Below are 15,744 nucleotides of genomic sequence, written 5' to 3' on the forward strand. Positions count from 1 at the left end.
CGATCTGCGCCAGCGTCTGGTCCGTGAAGGAGTTGGACATGACGAAGGAGGGGTGACCGGTCGCGTTGCCGAGGTTGAGCAGCCGGCCCTCGGACAGCACGATGATCGCCTTGCCGTCGGGGAAGGTCCAGGTGTGGACCTGGGGCTTGACCTCGTCCTTGACGATGCCGGGGATCTTCGCCAGGCCGGCCATGTCGATCTCGTTGTCGAAGTGGCCGATGTTGCCGACGATCGCCTGGTGCTTCATCTTGGCCATGTCGGACGCCATGATGATGTCGCGGTTGCCCGTGGTGGTGACGAAGATGTCGGCGGTCTCCACCACGTCGTCGAGAGTGGCGACCTGGTAGCCGTCCATGGCGGCCTGCAGGGCGCAGATCGGGTCGATCTCGGTGACGATGACCCGGGCGCCCTGGCCGCGGAGGGACTCCGCGCAGCCCTTGCCGACGTCGCCGTAACCGCAGACGACGGCGACCTTTCCGCCGATCAGGACGTCGGTGGCGCGGTTGATGCCGTCGACGAGGGAGTGCCGGCAGCCGTACTTGTTGTCGAACTTCGACTTGGTGACCGCGTCGTTGACGTTGATCGCCGGGAAGAGCAGCTTGCCTTCCTGCTGCATCTCGTACAGGCGGTGGACGCCGGTGGTGGTCTCCTCGGTGACGCCGCGGATGTCGGAGGCGAGCTGCGTCCACTTCTGCGGGGTGTCGGCGAGGGTGCGGCGCAGCAGGTCGAGGATGTGGCCGTACTCCTCGCTGTCCTCGGGGGTCGTGGCGGGGACGCTGCCGGCCTTCTCGAACTCGACGCCCTTGTGGACCAGGAGTGTGGCGTCGCCGCCGTCGTCCAGGATCATGTTGGGGCCGCCGGTGGGGGCGTCCGGCCAGGTCAGCGCCTGCTCGGTGCACCACCAGTACTCTTCGAGGGACTCGCCCTTCCACGCGAAGACGGGGACGCCGCGGGGGTTGTCCGGGGTGCCCTCGGGGCCGACGGCGATGGCCGCGGCGGCGTGGTCCTGGGTGGAGAAGATGTTGCAGGACGCCCAGCGGACCTGTGCGCCGAGGGCGACGAGGGTCTCGATGAGGACCGCGGTCTGCACGGTCATGTGCAGCGATCCGGTGATGCGGGCGCCGCTGAGCGGCTTGGACTCGCCGTACTCCTTGCGGAGGGACATCAGGCCGGGCATCTCGTGCTCGGCAAGGGTGATCTCCTTGCGGCCGAAGGCGGCCAGGGAGAGGTCCGCGACCTTGAAGTCGGTGGCGGTGGTGGTCATGCGGGCTGCTCCTCGCGGTTGAGGTCGAGGTGGACAGGGATGGGGCGCGGCCGTGGGGCGGCGCGGGTTGCCACGCCTTGCGGACACACCCGTCCCCTTGCGGCAGCGCAATCCGTCGGAGGCCCTCTCTCCCTCGGCCGGTCTCCGTGCGGAGACCGCCCGACCGCCATCAGCAGCGACGTCTGGCTAAGGACGAATCTACACCGGTGGGCCCATCGGCCCCAGCGCCACCGGGAAAGCGGGGCGGGGAAAGCGGGGCCGGCCCGGTGGGCCGGGGTGCTCAGCGTCCGCCGGGGGTCTGGTCGGGGTCGGGCCCCGCCGCGGCGGCGGACTCGCTGTAGATGTCGGGTTCGAGGTAGATCACCCGGGCGAAGGGCTCGGCGGCGCGGATGCGTTCCTCGGCGGCGTCGATGGCGCGGGCGACCTCGGTGGCGGTGTCGTCGTGCTGGACGGCGACCTTGGCGGCGACGAGGAGTTCCTCGGGGCCCAGGTGCAGGGTGCGCATGTGGATGACGCCGGTGACGGTGTCGCCGTCGACCATGGCCGCGCGGATGCGGGCGGTGGACTCTGGGTTGGCGCCTTCGCCGATGAGCAGCGACTTGGTCTCGGCGGCCAGGACCAGGGCGATGCAGATGAGGAGGGTGCCGATGCAGAGGGTTCCGATGCCATCCCAGACACCGCTGCCGGTGCCGACCGCCAGGCCGACGCCGATCAGGGCGAGGGCGAGGCCGATCAGGGCGCCGAAGTCCTCAAGGAGGACGACGGGCAGTTCGGGGGCCTTGGCCCGGCGGATGTACTCGATCCAGGACAGGCTGCCGCGGGTGTGGTTGGACTCCTTGACGGCGGTGCGGAAGGAGGAGCCCTCGGCGATGATCGCGAAGACGAGGACGCCGACCGGCCAGTACCAGTGGTCGACGTCGTGCGGGTGGCGGATCTTCTCGTAGCCCTCGTAGAGCGCGAACATGCCGCCGACGGAGAACAGGACGATGGAGACGAGGAAGGCGTAGACGTAGCGTTCGCGGCCGTAGCCGAAGGGGTGCTCGTCGTTGGCGGCGCGCTTGGACTTCCGGGCGCCGATGAGCAGGAGGGCCTGGTTGCCGGAGTCGGCGAGGGAGTGCACGCCCTCGGCGAGCATGGACGAGGAGCCGCTGAAGGCGAAGGCCACGAACTTGGCCGCGGCGATGGCCAGGTTGGCGCTCAGCGCGGCGATGATCGCCCGGGTTCCGCCTGACGCGCTCATAGCTGGTGGTGATCCTTCCCTCGTCCGGTGGGCTGGTACTGCGGCTGTCGCGCCAGGGGCGGGCGGCGGCTGCGGACGGTCATTCTTGCAGCCGCCGCTCCCGGGGGCGGGTCAGGCCGCCACGGTGGCTCGGAAGACGGTGCCTTCGCCGGTGAGTTCGACGCGTTCGGCGGCGGGGACGTAGGCGGATTCGCCGCGGCTGAGGGTGAGTCCGGGGCCGTCGTCGCCGGCGGTGCGCACCTGGGCCCGGCCGCTGGTGCACAGGAGGATCTGCGGGGTGCCGGGGCCGAGGAGTCGGGCGTCGGCGCCGGGGGCGAGGCCGTAGCGGGAGAGGCGGAACTCGTCGATGGGGGCGGCGTAGACCTCTTCGCCGTCGGGGGCGGCCTCGGGGCGGAGTACGCCGGGGTCGCCGGCTTCGAAGCGGACGATGCGCAGGAGTTCGGGTACGTCGATGTGTTTGGGGGTGAGGCCGCAGCGCAGGACGTTGTCGGAGTTGGCCATGATCTCGACGCCGAGGCCGTCGAGGTAGGCGTGCGGGACGCCGGCGCCGAGATAGAGGGCTTCGCCGGGCTGGAGCCGTACGTAGGTGAGGAGCATGGCGGCGATCAGGCCGCGGTCGCCGGGGAAGCTGCGGGCGGCCTTGGCGTAGGCGGCGAGGTCGGCGGCGTACGGGGTGCCGGGGGTGTCGGCAAGCCGGGCGGCGGCTTCGGCGGCGGCGTGCACGGTCTCGGCGATCGCGGCGGGTTCGGCGCCGAGGACGGCGGCGAGGACCTCGCGCAGGGCCTGGTCCTCGGGGTGGGCGCGCAGGATGTCGGCGTAGGGCCGCAGGGCGTCGACGTCGAGGGACTCCAGGAGGTCGGCGGCCTCGGTGGGGTAGCGGAATCCGCACAGGCCGTCGAACGGGGAGAGCGCCACGATCATCTCGGGCTTGTGGTTGGCGTCCTTGTAGTTGCGCTCGGGGGCGTCGGCGGGGACGCCGCGGGCCTCCTCGTCGGCGAAGCCCGCCTTGGCCTGGGCGAGGTCGGGGTGGACCTGGACCGACAGGGGGGCGCCGGCGGCGAGCACCTTGAACAGGAAGGGGAGGCGGGGACCGAAGCGCTTGACGGTGGAGTCGCCGAGTTCGGCGGCGGGGTCGGCGGCGATGACGGCGTCGAGCGGGACCGGGCCGTCGCCGCGGTCGATGCGCGAGGGTGCGCCGGGGTGGGCGCCCATCCACAGTTCGGCCTGGGGCTCGCCGGTGGGCTCGGTGCCGAGGAGTTCGGGGATGGCGGTGGTGGAGCCCCAGGCGTAGGGGCGGACGGTGTTGGTGAGGCGGTTCATGCCGGTCATGGTCTTTCGGTCGTGGCGACGGCCAGGTAAACGGCTGCGAAGTCCGTCAGGGCCAGGAGTTCGGCGGCGGTGTCGAGGGGGCTGCCGCCGGCTGCGGTGATCTCGCTGAGCGGGGTGTCGTGGGCGTATGCCTGCTCGCGGGCCGCGGGGGCGGCCGACCCGGACCGGTCGGCGGCCTCCTGGACCAGGACGATGCGCAGCCGCAGGCCGGCGGAGTCCTCGACGCGGTCGCGGAAGAAGTCGTCGGGGTCGGCGGCCAGGGCGGCGGCGCCGGCCTGGAGGGGGCCGTGGACGGTGAGGGCGGCGGGCAGTTCGGCGGCGAGGGCCGGGCGGCCGGCGCGGGCGCCCAGGACGGTGGCGAACCGGCGGGCGGCGGCGCCGGCGACGCGGCCCTGGCTCCACAGCAGCGGGAGGGATTCGTCGAGTTCGGCGGCGAGCGTCTTGGCCGGGTTGGTGTAGGTGGCGACGGCGGGGCCGCAGCGGGCGGCGACCTCGTCCAGCCGGTCGGCGACCTGGGCGAGGGCGTCGGCCGGTGCGCTGAGCAGGCCGAGGCGGTCGGTGAGGGCGAGCAGCGGGACGAGCAGCGCCCACAGCGCCCCGGGGTCGAAGTCGGCGCCGGAGTCCGCGCCGCGCGCCGTGTCAGACGCCGTGTCAGGGCGTGCGGCGGCACCGCCGGAGGCGCCGTCGGCGGCGGCGAAGGGGAGGGCGAGTCCGCGTACCTGCTCGACGGCCTCGGCCAGCGGCGTCTTGGCCGGGGCGACGGCGCAGGCGGTGCAGCCGCGGCGGTAGGCCTGCTCGACCAGGTCGGTCAGGCCCTGCTCGGTGCCCTGGGTGGTGGTCAGGAGCAGCAGGTCGAGGGGCCGGCCCAGCCGGGGAGGGTCCAGCGGGACTGCGCGGGCGTGGGTCCGGTGGGCGGCAGGAGTTCGATCGGGAAGGCGCCGGCGGCCAGGGCGGAGAGCAGGTCGGCGACGGCGGCGGCTTCCGGGCCGCTGCCGGCGATCAGCACGCCGCGCGGCCTGCCGTCGGGGTTCAGCGCCGGGACGCCGGCCTCGTCGGCGAGCCGCAGCGCGGTGCGGACCCGGGCGCCGCCCGAGGCGGTGGCGCGCAGCAGCCCCCGTGCGTCCGCTCGGGCGAGCGCTTCGGGGTCCTCCAGCAGCGACTCGTCGAACACGGTGGGACCTCCCGGTCGGATGCGGACTGATTCGGCTGGGATGTGCGGGGGTCTGGCGATGGACGCGACGGCGGTGTGCGGAGCCCGGGACGGGCGGGTGCGGCGGCGCGGCGGGGGGCGTGGGCACACCGCGCGGCCCTCGCGTGCGCCGCAGGCCCGGGGCGTACCGGAGCAGCCGGCTTCGGCGTGCCGCGTGCGACGGGCCCGGCGCGGACGGCCGCCGGGACTCCCGGGTGCGGGCGTCCCGGCACGGCGGGCGCCTGCCCCGGCGGGTCAGGCGCCCGTCAGGCCGGCCGGCGGGCCTCGTCGACCAGCAGGACCGGGATCTCGTCGCGCACGGGGTAGGCCAGACCGCAGGAGTCGGAGGTGCAGACGAGTTCGTTCGCGTCGGCGTCCTCGCGCAGCGGGGCGTGGCAGGCCGGGCAGGCCAGGATCTCCAGCAGGCTGGGCTCGACGAGCGGCATGGCGGCGTCCTCCGGACGGGTACGGCGGGGCAGTCGGCGGCGCGCCGGCCGCCCGTGGTGCGGGCGGCGGGCCGGCCGCCGGTCCCGTGGCGCTGGGCCGGTGCCGACGGCGTCGTGTCCGCTCCCTCAGCCTATAGCCAGCAGCTCACCGCCTGCCCGCCGCCGTCCCCGGCGGTCCCGCGCGCCCGGCCGCGGCACCCGGTGCTCCCGCCCGGCGCCTGGCGCCCCGCACCCCGCGCCGACGCCCGACCCCCGGGACCCCACACCCGCCGCATCCGCATCGCCGCATCCGCATCGGCCGGGACGCACCCCGTCCCCGCGCACCCGGGGCCCCGGCACCCGGCACCCGGCACTCCCGACGTGCCCCGCGGGACGCGCCCGCCCCGCGCTACCCGCGGACGATCGTCAGGACCTCGTCGCGGATGCGGGCCACCGTCGCGTCGTCGCGGGCCTCGACGTTGAGGCGCAGCAGCGGCTCGGTGTTGGAGGCGCGCAGGTTGAACCACCAGTCGGCGCCGCTGACGGTGAGGCCGTCCAGGTCGTCGAAGGTGACGCCGTCGCGGCCGGTGTAGGCGGCGCGGACCGCGGCGGTGCGCGCCTCCTGGTCGGCGACCGTGCTGTTGATCTCGCCCGAGGCGGCGTAGCGGTCGTACGCGGCGACCAGCGTGGACAGCGGGCCGTCCTGGCCGCCGAGCGCGGCCAGCAGGTGGAGCGCGGCGAGCATGCCGGTGTCGGCGTTCCAGAAGTCGCGGAAGTAGTAGTGCGCGGAGTGCTCGCCGCCGAAGATCGCGCCGGCCGCGGCCATCTCCTGCTTGATGAAGGAGTGGCCGACGCGGGTGCGGACCGCGGTGCCGCCGTGCTCGGCGACGACCTCGGGCACGGTGCGGGAGGTGATGAGGTTGTGGATGACGACGCCGCCGGGGTTCCGGGCCAGTTCGCGGGCGGCGACCAGCGCGGTCACCGCCGACGGGGACACCGGCTCGCCGCGCTCGTCCACGGCGAAACAGCGGTCGGCGTCGCCGTCGAAGGCGAGCCCGATGTCGGCGCCGGTCTCGCGCACCCTGGCCTGGAGGTCGACGAGGTTCTTCGGGTCGAGCGGGTTGGCCTCGTGGTTGGGGAAGGTGCCGTCCAGCTCGAAGTACATCGGCACCAGGTCCACCGGCAGGCCCGCCAACACGGTGGGGACGGTGTGGCCGCCCATGCCGTTGCCCGCGTCCACGACCACCTTCAGCGGGCGGATGCCGGACAGGTCGACCAGGGAGCGCAGGAAGTCGGCGTAGTCGCCGAGGACGTCGCGCGAGGTGATCGTGCCGGGCGCGGCGCCGGCCCGTGCGCCGCCGCCGGCCCCGGACTCGGCCGCCGGCCCCGTCCCGGCCCCGGACCCGACCCCCAGCCCCGTCCCGGCTCCAGACTCGGCCGCCGGCCCCGTCCCGGTCCCGGACCCGGCCTCGGGCAGCCCGGTCCCGCTCCACTCCTCGACCAGCGCGCGGATCTCCGCGAGTCCGGTGTCGCGGCCGATCGGCGCGGCGCCCGCGCGGCACATCTTGATGCCGTTGTACTGCGCGGGGTTGTGGCTCGCGGTGAACATCGCGCCGGGCAGGCCCAGCGACCCGCTGGCGAAGTACAGCTCGTCGGTGGAGCACAGGCCGATCTCGGTGACGTCGGCGCCGCGGGAGGCCGCGCCCCGCGCGAAGGCCCGCGACAGGCCGGGCGAGGACGGCCGCATGTCGTGGCCGACGACGATCGCCGCCGCGCCGGTGACCGTGGCGAAGGCCGCGCCGAACAGCTCGGCGAGCGGCTCGTCCCACTGGTCGGGTACGACGCCGCGCACGTCGTACGCCTTGACGATCTGCGACAGGTCGGCCACGGAGCACCTCGGATTGCACGGGTTCGGACAGGTCGGAAAACGCGTTCCACAACCTACCGAACGCCCCGCGCGGCTCCGGCGTGGCTACGGCTCGGGTGACCGCAGCACCCGCAGGTGGCCGCGCCTGGCGACCTCCAGGGGGTCGATGTCGCGCGCGCCGGGGCCGTTCTGGGAGCGCTCCTGCGGACGGGCGGCCTCGCGGACCGCGTTGGCCAGCGCCTCCAGGTCGTCGCCGCTCGGGCGGACCGGTCCGGTGTCCGTGGCGAGCCGTACGACCTCCCAGCCGCGCGGCGCGGTGAGCCGCTCGGAGTGCTCCGAGCACAGGTCGTAGCAGTGCGGCTCCGCGTACGTCGCGAGGGGGCCGAGCACCGCGGTGGAGTCCGCGTAGACGTACGTCAGCGTCGCGACGGCGGGGCGGCCGCAAGCGGTGCGCGAACAGCGACGTACAGGGCTCACGAGGTTGGACGGTACCGCACTCTTGAGCGGGCCGCGACGACTCGCCGCTCCGTCACCCGGTCGTGTCGCGCCGCGCCGATCGGAACCGTCTCCTCCACTATCGCCTGGCTGACCTGCGAGGACGCCGTTCGGGCGACAAGGGTGTACCGCCGGTAAGGGAAACCTCACCGGTCGCCTGGGCGTCGACTTCGGTCGGCAGGTGGCGCATATCCGTCACTTCGGTGGCCGGATGCGGTCTGCGCGCGGGCCGCGGCGCAGCCGGTCGGCGGCCTGTCCAGCGGCTTTTCGGCGGCCCTTGCGACGGCTCAAACGACGGCCCAAACGACGGCCGTACGACGGCCCACGCGACCGCCCATACGACCGCCCACGCGACCGCCCACGCGACCGCCCACGCGACGGCCTTGCGCCAGCTTTTCCGGCGGCCCCGGGCGCGGTCCTTCCGACAGCCCGCCCGTCAGCCCCCTCCCACTGCCCGTTCCTCCGCCCGTTCCACAGCACTTTCGGCGACAACGGCACGATCCGCTGCTGTGCGGGGCTGCGGCGAGGACTAGGCTCACGCTGATGGACAGCTCGGCACCCACCCCCGCGACCCCGCCCGCGCCGCGTCCGCGTCACCGCGACCGCCACGGCCGGGGGATGCGCGGTCCCATCGCGCCTCCGCAGGTCCCGCTGGCGCTCAGCCGGGCGGACGCCTTCGACGATCTGGTGCGGGACGCCGCGGACCGGCTGGAGCGGCGCTGGCCGCAGCTGGCCGACGTGGAGTTCGCCGTGCAGGAGGTGCCCTGGCCGCAGGACGGCCTGTCCTCGGACGGCGAGCCGGTGCCGCTCGGCCGCCTGATCAGCGCGGCCAAGGACCGGCCGAGCCGGATCGTGGTCTACCGGCGGCCGGTCGAGATCCGCGCCAAGAGCCGCGACGAGCGCGCGCTGCTGGTGCACGAGGTCGTGGTGGAGCAGGTCGCCGAGCTGCTCGGCCTGTCCCCGGAGAACGTCGACCCGAAGTACGGCGAGGACTGACCCCGGCGCCTGTCCCGCCCACCTACCGGTTGAGGATCCGCAGGTCGGACTCCGTGTCCGGGACGGCGACCAGGCCGCGGTCGTCCGGCATCGGCTGGATCGTGAACATCGGCACCCCGCCCGCCGGCAGCTCCAGTGTCCGCGAGGCGTAGACCGTGCCGCTGTCCGCGGTCGGCTCGACGGTCACCGCGAAGGCGCCCTTGCCGCCGCCGGGCTGATCGGGCGCCATGGACAGCGTGGCGCCCGGCTTGACGACGACGGTCCTGGTCATGGGGGTGCCGCCGCCGGAGCCCGCGGACGAGGTGACCTTCACCGTGGCGCTCTTGCCGACCGCGGTCAGCGAGAGCGTCGAGCCCTTGGAGCGGTTGTCCGCGGCGGTGGCGCGGGTGCCGACCGGCGGGGTCGCCGGCAGGAACGCCAGCTCATGGGAGCTGCCCTTGCCTCGGGTGACGAGCAGCGCGGCGACCACCGGCTCCGCGCTGTGCACGGTGCTGGAGCCCAGGATCAGCGACCCGGCGTCGCCCTTGGTGAGGTCGCCGAGGTCGACGCCGGTGGTCATGCCGCTCTTGACGTGCAGCGTCTCGTGGCCGGCCGGGGTGATCGGGCCGGTGGAGGTGGCCAGCTTGAGCGTCAGGTCGGCGTCGTCCGAGCCGGTGGCGAAGGCGATCAGGCGTACGTCGGTGGCGTCCTTGGGGATGCCGGGCATGACCAGCGAGGTCGCCGGGTCCGCGGCGGCCGGCAGCCAGTCGCCGCCCTTGCCCGCGGCGGTGGCCTGGACCGCCGCGCCCACCCGGCCGCTGCGCGCGACCACGTGCACGGTCAGGTCCTGCGCCTTCTCGGCGACCAGGGTGGACAGCAGCACCGCCACGGACTCGCCGCCGGGGACCGTGACGCCGTCGCCGGTGGCCGCCTTCAGCTGGCCGTCCTTGCCGTACAGCTGGACGTCCACGACCGCGGTGCCCTCGTCGGGGTTGACCAGGTGCAGGTAGTCCTGGCGGCCGTCCGCGGTGCTCGCGCCGGGGAACCAGAACTCGCTGTCGGGCACCAGGCACGACGTGCCGAACAGGCCGCGCCCGCTGCCGGAGTCGACGACGGTGGTCTGCTGGACGGTCCAGCCGGGCGCGAGCGGGCCGTCCGCGGTGCCGATGAGGGCCGGCGCGTCGGCCTTGTCGGTGGTCGTGGTGACCGGCATGCCCGGCGCGGTGAGCGGTGTCAGCGGCTTCGCCTTGGGGGTGGTCGGCACGAGCGTCGCCCTGGCCGCCGAGCCGGACCCGGAGCCGTCGTCCGAGCCCGACGCGCCCGTGCCGTCCGAGCCGGACCCGCCCGTGCCGTCCGAGCCGGACCCGCCCGAGCCGTCCGAGCCGGACCCGCCCGACCCGGCGTCCGACGCCGAGCCGGAGCCCGTGCCCGCCGGGGTGAACGACGTGTACGTGGTCGTCGCGAACTCCGACGACGACGGCTGCGGGCACAGCAGCGTGCTGCGCTGCACCGGGAGCCGTGCGGCCGAGCCCGCGGGCGCCGCGTCGGAGTCGTTGCCGCCGGTGAGCGAGGCCGCGCCGGTCAGGACGACGAGCGCGGCGACGGCGCCGGCCAGGGAGATGGTGCTGCGGTTCACTGGTGGTCGCTCCCGTCGCGCCGCGGGTCGCCCTCGGCGTACTCCTCGGGGTGTTCCTCGGCGTAGTACGTGCTCGGGTCGGGGTAGCCGGCGCCCTCGCCGTACGGCTGCTGCTGCCCGGGGTAGCCCCGGCCGTCGCCCGGAGCGCCCGGGTACGCCTGCTGGTCGCCGTACGACTCGCCGTACGGCTGCTGCCCGTCGGCGTAGCCCTGCTGCCCGCCGTAGCCCTGGGCGGCCTGGTCGGCGTAGCCCTGGTCGTGGCCGTAGCCGTCCTGGCCGGGCGCGGCGTACGGGTCGTAGCCGGGCGGCGGGGGCACGTAGCCGTAGCCGGAGCGGTCGTAGCCGCCGTCGCCGGCCGCCGGGTCCTGGGGTCCCGCCGGGTAGGGCTGCTGCCCCTGGGGGCCGCCGTCCCAGGTCTGCGTGCCGTCGCCGCCGTAGCCCTCGGCGCCGTAGCCCTGGCCCTGCGCGACGCCCTGGGAGGCGCCGGGGGAGGCGCCCTGGCCGGCCGTCTGCTCCTCGTACGCGCCCTGTCCGTCGTAGCCGCCCTGGCCGCCGTAGCCGTAGCCGTCCGTGCCGGGGGCGCCCGCGGGCACGGCGTACGGGTCGTAGCCGCCGTCCACCGGGTCGTACGGGGTCTGCGCGTAGCCGTCCGCGGCGTCGTCGGGGGCGGCGGAGGGGGCTGGGACGCGGGCCTGGCCGCCGTCGGCGCCGTCACCGGCCGCGGACGGGTCGCCGGCGCCCTGGCCGTCCCGGTCGGGCTGCCCGCCGTCCGCGTCGAGGCCCGAGGCGGCAGCCGCAGCCGCGGCCGCCGCCTCCGCCTCGGCCGCCGCCTGGAGCCTGCGGGCCCTGCGGCCCTCGCCCGACGCCTGGCCGGGGGCCTCCGCGACCGCGGCGGCGGCTTCGGCCTCGGGCAGGTCGTCGTCGATCCGGTTGCGCCGCCCCGGCAGCGCCAGCACGACCACCAGGAGCAGCAGGAACGCCTGCGCGCCCAGCCAGCCGATGTGCGAGACCGGCTCCTGGTAGGTGACGTCGAGGCGGCCGCCGGCGGCCGGCAGCGTGAAGCCCTGCGCCCAGCCGTCCACGGTGGTCGGGGTGAGCGCGGCGCCGTCGAGCGTGGCGTGCCAGCCGGCCGCGGCGGAGTCGGCGAGCCGCAGCACCCGACCCGCGGGCCCCGCGGGCACCTCGGTGTGCGCCTCGACGCGACCGGAGGCCACCGGCACCGTCGCGGCGCCCTTGGCGACGATGGTGATGCGGGAGACGGTCGCGGACTCCACCCGCCACAGCTCCGACCCGCCGGTCTGGCTGACCCGGGACAGGCCCGGGGTGCTGTCCAGGACGCGGGCGAAGCCGTGCGGCGCGCCCTTCTGCGCCAGCACGTAGCGGATCGCGTAGCCCGCGAGCCTGCTGCCCTGGTCGGCGCCCGAGCCGGCGACGAGGTTGGCGACCACGGAGTCCAGGGCGTGGTCGGCCGGGGCCTGCGCGGCGAGTTCGGCGTCCCCCAGGTGTGCGCCGGCGCCGCGGACCAGCGCGTACGTGATGTCGCCCGGGGTGCCGTTGAGCACCAGGGTGCGCGGCTGGTCGCGGGTGGTGGACTCCTCGGCGACGAACGCGGGCACCTGCTGCGGGTCGCCGCGCCTGATCGGGCCGTCGGCGCCGTCGAAGACCCAGGTGAAGGCGGCGAGCAGCGGGGCGAGCACGGCGGCGAGCGCGACCAGCGCGGCGACCGGCTGCCGCCAGCCGAAGCCGCTGGCGGCGATCCGCTCGTTGGCCCCCTCCGCGCCGATGGCGGCGGCGGCCAGCAGCGCCAGGCCGTAGACGAGCGTCGCGGGGCCGGCCCAGTCCTTGCCGTTCTCGATGACCGCGAACAGGAGTCCCGTGACGGCGGCGGCCCACGCGGCGACGATCGCGGTGCGCCGGGTGCCGCGCATCAGCGCGGCGAGCGCGGCCAGGACCACGCCGACGAGCAGGAAGCCGCCGGACGCCTTGGGGCCGCCGGGGCTGAGCAGCAGCAGGTCGATGCTGGAGGCGCTCTTGGTGCCGTACGCCAGGCCGGCCTTGTTCAGCATGCGGCCGGGGTGCGACAGCAGCGTCGTGGACCAGGGGGCGAGCAGCACCATGGGCGTGACCAGCAGCGCGAGGGACCGCAGCAGGTGCGGCACCAGCAGGACGCGCTGCCCCTTCAGCAGTCGCCAGCCGAGCGTGGCGGCGGCGAGCACCAGGGCGATCGGCCAGGTCACGGGGGTGAAGGCGGTGGTGAAGGTGAGCATGAGGGCCAGCGCCCAGGTGGCCCGCCAGCCGGGGCGGGCGCCGCGTTCCACGGCGGCGTCGCCGAGCTGGAGTCCGGCGGCGGCGACGGCGGCGCGGGCCATCAGCGGCAGCAGGATCGCCAGGAAGGCGGTGCCGAGGCGGCCGGCGGCCAGCGCGCCGGTGGCGGCGGGCAGGAAGGCGTAGGCGACCGACGCCCAGGCGCGCAGCAGCCGGGACTCGACCAGCGGCCGGGAGGCGAAGTACGCGGCGACGCCGGCCAGCGGCACCGAGGCGACCAGGAACAGCGTCAGGGTCAGCCCGGTGGAGCCGAAGAGGACGGTGGCGAAGATCGCCAGCACCGCGAGGTACGGCGGCGCCGACTGGGTGCCGCCGGTGCCCAGCGCGTGCCAGGAGCCGGCGTACGTGGCCCACAGGTCGGAGGCGCCGGACTCGGCGGGCAGCAGGGCGCCGCCGTAGAGGGAGCCGCCGCCGAGCAGTCCGCGGCAGGCCAGGAGGGAGACCACCAGCAGCACCGCGAAGAGCACCGGGCCCGGCTTGCGGGCGATCCGCTTGAGCCGGGCGAACTGCTCGATCTCCAGGAAGTCGCCGTCCTCGTCGCCGGGTCCGGACTCCACGGCGCCGCCGTGCAGGCCGGCCGCGGCGGCGGAGTCGTCGGCGCGGCCGGCGACGTTGCTGACGACCTGGTCGACGGTGGCGCGCACGGTGGCGCCCGGCGGCGGGAAGAGCGGGCGCAGCTCGGAGGGCGGCACGGCGCCGCGGCCGCGGGCGCGGCGGGCGGCGAGCAGCCGCTCGGGTCGCAGCAGCACGCCGAGCAGGCCGACGATCTCGTCGACGGCCTGGCCGGGGACCTTGCCGACCAGGTAGGCCAGCGTGCGCAGCAGGGTGCCGACGACGACGCGCAGCGCGACATAGGGCAGCAGCGGGCCGCGGGTGTTGACCAGCAGGGTGTAGACGGCGCCGGCCTTGTCGACGCGGTGCGGGTTGACCGCGGAGCGGCCGGCGCAGTCGACCGGGCGGCGCTCGCGGGAGGCGGCCTCGGCGTGCCGCATGACGGCGTCCGGGGCGATCAGCACGGTGTGGCCCGCGGCCTGGGCGCGCCAGCAGAAGTCGACGTCGTCGCGCATCAGGGGCAGCCTGCGGTCGAAGCCGCCCAGCTCCTCCCACAGGTCGCGGCGCACCAGCATGCCCGCGGAGGACACCGACAGCACCTGGCGGGTCTGGTCGTGCTGCCCCTGGTCCTGCTCGCGGCGCTCCAGGCCGGTCCAGCGGCGGCCGCTGCGGGCGATGCTGACGCCGACTTCGAGGAGCTGGCGGCGGTCGTACCAGCTGCGCAGCTTGGGCCCGACGATCGCGGCGGACGGCGAGGCGTCGGCGGTGCGCAGCAGGGCGGCCAGCGCGCCGGGGTCGGGCTCGCAGTCGTCGTGCAGCAGCCACAGCCACTGGACCGGTTCGCCGTGCGGGAGTTCGGGCTCGTCGTAGGCGTCGTCGTCCCAGGTGCGGCTGACCGGGTCCCAGCCGCTGCGGCGGCGCAGGTACGGCAGGTGCTCGGCGGTCAGCGGGGCGGCGGTGCGGACGGCCTCGTCGACGGCGGCGCCGAAGCCGGTGCGGCGGGCCAGGTGCAGCACGCGCTGGTCGCCGAGGGCGTCGGCGAGCAGCCGCGCGGAGTCGTCGGCGCTGCCGGTGTCGCAGGCGATGACGTCCTGGACCGGGCGGTCCTGGGTGAGCAGTCCCTCCAGGGCCTTGGGCAGCCAGCGCGCGCCGTCGTGCGCGACGAGCACGGCGGTCACCACGTGACGCGGGAACTCAGGGGTGCCGACCGGAGGTGCGGCCGGTGCTGGGCTGTTCACGGACATCGAGGTTCTGGCCCCGGTTCGCTGGACTGAGGTGGACGCGCGGTCCGCGCGGCGGCGGGAGAGCGTCTCGGACGGCCCCCCACACTAACGGCTCACACGGACGCCGCCGTCCGAGTGCGGGGACGCGGGGGCCGCGGGGCGGGTGGGACCAGGTCGCGGGGCGAGAGCGCGAGGGGCCCCGGGCGAGGGGCGCGAGGGGCCGCGGGGCGCGTGGGACAGGGTCGGGTGGGACGGGCGCAGCCCGCCTGCCGGGCCGGAGGGCGCGGGAGACGGGCTGCGCGGTGGTGCCGGGCGCCGCGGTGCGTGCGGCGCGGGAGCGTTCAGACGACGCCCTTCTTCAGGCGGCGGCGCTCACGCTCGGACAGGCCGCCCCAGATGCCGAAGCGTTCGTCGTTGGCGAGCGCGTACTCCAGGCAGTCGGAGCGGACTTCGCAGGCGAGGCAGACCTTCTTGGCCTCGCGCGTGGAACCGCCCTTCTCGGGGAAGAACGACTCGGGGTCGGTCTGCGCACACAGCGCGCGCTCCTGCCAGCCGAGTTCCTCGTCGGCTTCTTCGGCCAGCAGCAACTGGAACTGCTCGGTCATGCGCGCCCCTCGTCTGTCGTGCTTCCCCGTGATGTGTCCGTCGACCCGTTACAGGGCTTCCGGTCGAACGACACGAGTGAAATTACAAGTGTGTGCTCCGGGCCAGTCAAGCCAAGATCTGCTATTAGGCCCGTTATTCACTCCGCTGAACCAAGCCGTGACAGAAAGTGTTGATATCGACCCAAAGACCCGCATGCCTCAACGCCCGAGGGGCCGATCCGTCACCCACACTTCGACAGACGCCCCCGGGAAGCGCAGCGTTCCACCCGAGTGGGCGAAGCAGTGCGGATCACATTTCGATCACAGAAGGACAACGTCACACCAGGCGGCGCGTTCTCCCAGACCGGAGGCGAACCGGAAGCGAATCTGCATCGGATCTGCACGGATGCCGCACCACCTATCCCCAACAACCGATGCACAAACCTTTCGGCAACGCGCGTTACCGGATCAGGTGAACCTGTGCGACATTCCGGACATCCGTTTGACACGCGCGGGTCCCGACCGGTGTTCTTGATGCCATGCACGCCGCGCAGCACTTCTCCGGACGGATTCGCACTCGCGGGTTCTGCTGCGCCGCGCCCTCGCAGAGCTGTTGTTGTTCCTGTCGCTGCCGCTGATC

The 15,744-nt window shown here is 74.8% G+C and carries 10 protein-coding genes and 1 pseudogene (1 of these 11 only partly in view); 1 reads left to right on the forward strand and 10 read right to left on the reverse strand.

From position 1 onward, the window contains the following. The 7 genes and pseudogenes from ahcY to VSR01_RS13670 all read right to left on the reverse strand — a co-directional run. Positions 1 to 1,264: the 5' portion of an adenosylhomocysteinase gene (gene ahcY, locus VSR01_RS13640; RefSeq protein ID WP_326449487.1), read on the reverse strand. It extends 188 nt beyond the left edge of the window; only the first 1,264 of its 1,452 coding nucleotides appear in the window; its start codon is at positions 1,262 to 1,264; the stop codon falls past the left edge of the window. A gap of 280 nt (positions 1,265 to 1,544) precedes the next feature. Beyond that, positions 1,545 to 2,504, reverse strand: coding sequence for a cation diffusion facilitator family transporter (locus VSR01_RS13645; RefSeq protein WP_326449488.1), 960 nt, complete (start codon positions 2,502 to 2,504; stop codon positions 1,545 to 1,547). Positions 2,505 to 2,615: 111 nt separating this feature from the next. Further along, a complete protein-coding gene (manA, locus tag VSR01_RS13650; protein ID WP_326449489.1) occupies positions 2,616 to 3,824 on the reverse strand; it encodes a mannose-6-phosphate isomerase, class I in 1,209 nt (402 codons plus the stop codon). Between the two features lie 5 nt (positions 3,825 to 3,829). Further along, positions 3,830 to 5,004: pseudogene (locus VSR01_RS13655) on the reverse strand (SIS domain-containing protein). 284 nt (positions 5,005 to 5,288) lie between these two features. Further along, entirely contained in the window at positions 5,289 to 5,468 is a 180-nt protein-coding gene (locus VSR01_RS13660) for a Trm112 family protein (RefSeq protein WP_326449490.1), read from the reverse strand. A gap of 388 nt (positions 5,469 to 5,856) precedes the next feature. Then, on the reverse strand, positions 5,857 to 7,335 hold the full coding sequence (locus VSR01_RS13665; protein ID WP_326449491.1) for a phosphomannomutase/phosphoglucomutase: 1,479 nt from the start codon (positions 7,333 to 7,335) through the stop codon (positions 5,857 to 5,859). Between the two features lie 84 nt (positions 7,336 to 7,419). Next, entirely contained in the window at positions 7,420 to 7,791 is a 372-nt protein-coding gene (locus VSR01_RS13670; RefSeq protein ID WP_326449492.1) for a DUF3499 domain-containing protein, read from the reverse strand. A 561-nt stretch (positions 7,792 to 8,352) separates the two neighbouring features. Here VSR01_RS13670 and VSR01_RS13675 point away from each other — a divergent pair. Next, positions 8,353 to 8,805: a metallopeptidase family protein gene (locus VSR01_RS13675; RefSeq protein WP_326449493.1), complete on the forward strand. Its 453-nt coding sequence runs from the start codon at positions 8,353 to 8,355 to the stop codon at positions 8,803 to 8,805. Between the two features lie 22 nt (positions 8,806 to 8,827). On the opposite strand, the gene VSR01_RS13680 is transcribed toward VSR01_RS13675, so the two are convergent. From VSR01_RS13680 to VSR01_RS13690, 3 genes are all read right to left on the reverse strand, one after another. Continuing rightward, a complete protein-coding gene (locus VSR01_RS13680) occupies positions 8,828 to 10,420 on the reverse strand; it encodes a DUF5719 family protein (RefSeq protein ID WP_326449494.1) in 1,593 nt (530 codons plus the stop codon). Next, on the reverse strand, positions 10,417 to 14,541 hold the full coding sequence (locus VSR01_RS13685; protein ID WP_326449495.1) for a glycosyltransferase: 4,125 nt from the start codon (positions 14,539 to 14,541) through the stop codon (positions 10,417 to 10,419). The genes VSR01_RS13680 and VSR01_RS13685 overlap by 4 nt, the downstream gene beginning before the upstream one ends. Before the next feature lie 320 nt (positions 14,542 to 14,861). Continuing rightward, positions 14,862 to 15,125 carry a WhiB family transcriptional regulator gene (locus VSR01_RS13690; protein ID WP_031519519.1) on the reverse strand — a complete coding sequence of 88 codons (264 nt, stop codon included), beginning with the start codon at positions 15,123 to 15,125 and terminating at the stop codon, positions 14,862 to 14,864. Positions 15,126 to 15,744: the final 619 nt, after the last annotated feature.

Source organism: Actinacidiphila sp. DG2A-62, assembly GCF_035825295.1.
Taxonomy (GTDB): Bacteria; Actinomycetota; Actinomycetes; order Streptomycetales; family Streptomycetaceae; genus Actinacidiphila.

Excerpts from the sequence above, each read along its gene's own strand:
- manA (WP_326449489.1), bottom strand. The coding sequence starts at position 3,824 with ATGAACCGCCTCACCAACACCGTCCGCCCCTACGCCTGGGGCTCCACC.
- VSR01_RS13690 (WP_031519519.1), bottom strand. The coding sequence starts at position 15,125 with ATGACCGAGCAGTTCCAGTTGCTGCTGGCCGAAGAAGCCGACGAGGAA.
- VSR01_RS13645 (WP_326449488.1), bottom strand. The coding sequence starts at position 2,504 with ATGAGCGCGTCAGGCGGAACCCGGGCGATCATCGCCGCGCTGAGCGCC.
- VSR01_RS13660 (WP_326449490.1), bottom strand. The coding sequence starts at position 5,468 with ATGCCGCTCGTCGAGCCCAGCCTGCTGGAGATCCTGGCCTGCCCGGCC.
- VSR01_RS13675 (WP_326449493.1), top strand. The coding sequence starts at position 8,353 with ATGGACAGCTCGGCACCCACCCCCGCGACCCCGCCCGCGCCGCGTCCG.
- VSR01_RS13685 (WP_326449495.1), bottom strand. The coding sequence starts at position 14,541 with ATGTCCGTGAACAGCCCAGCACCGGCCGCACCTCCGGTCGGCACCCCT.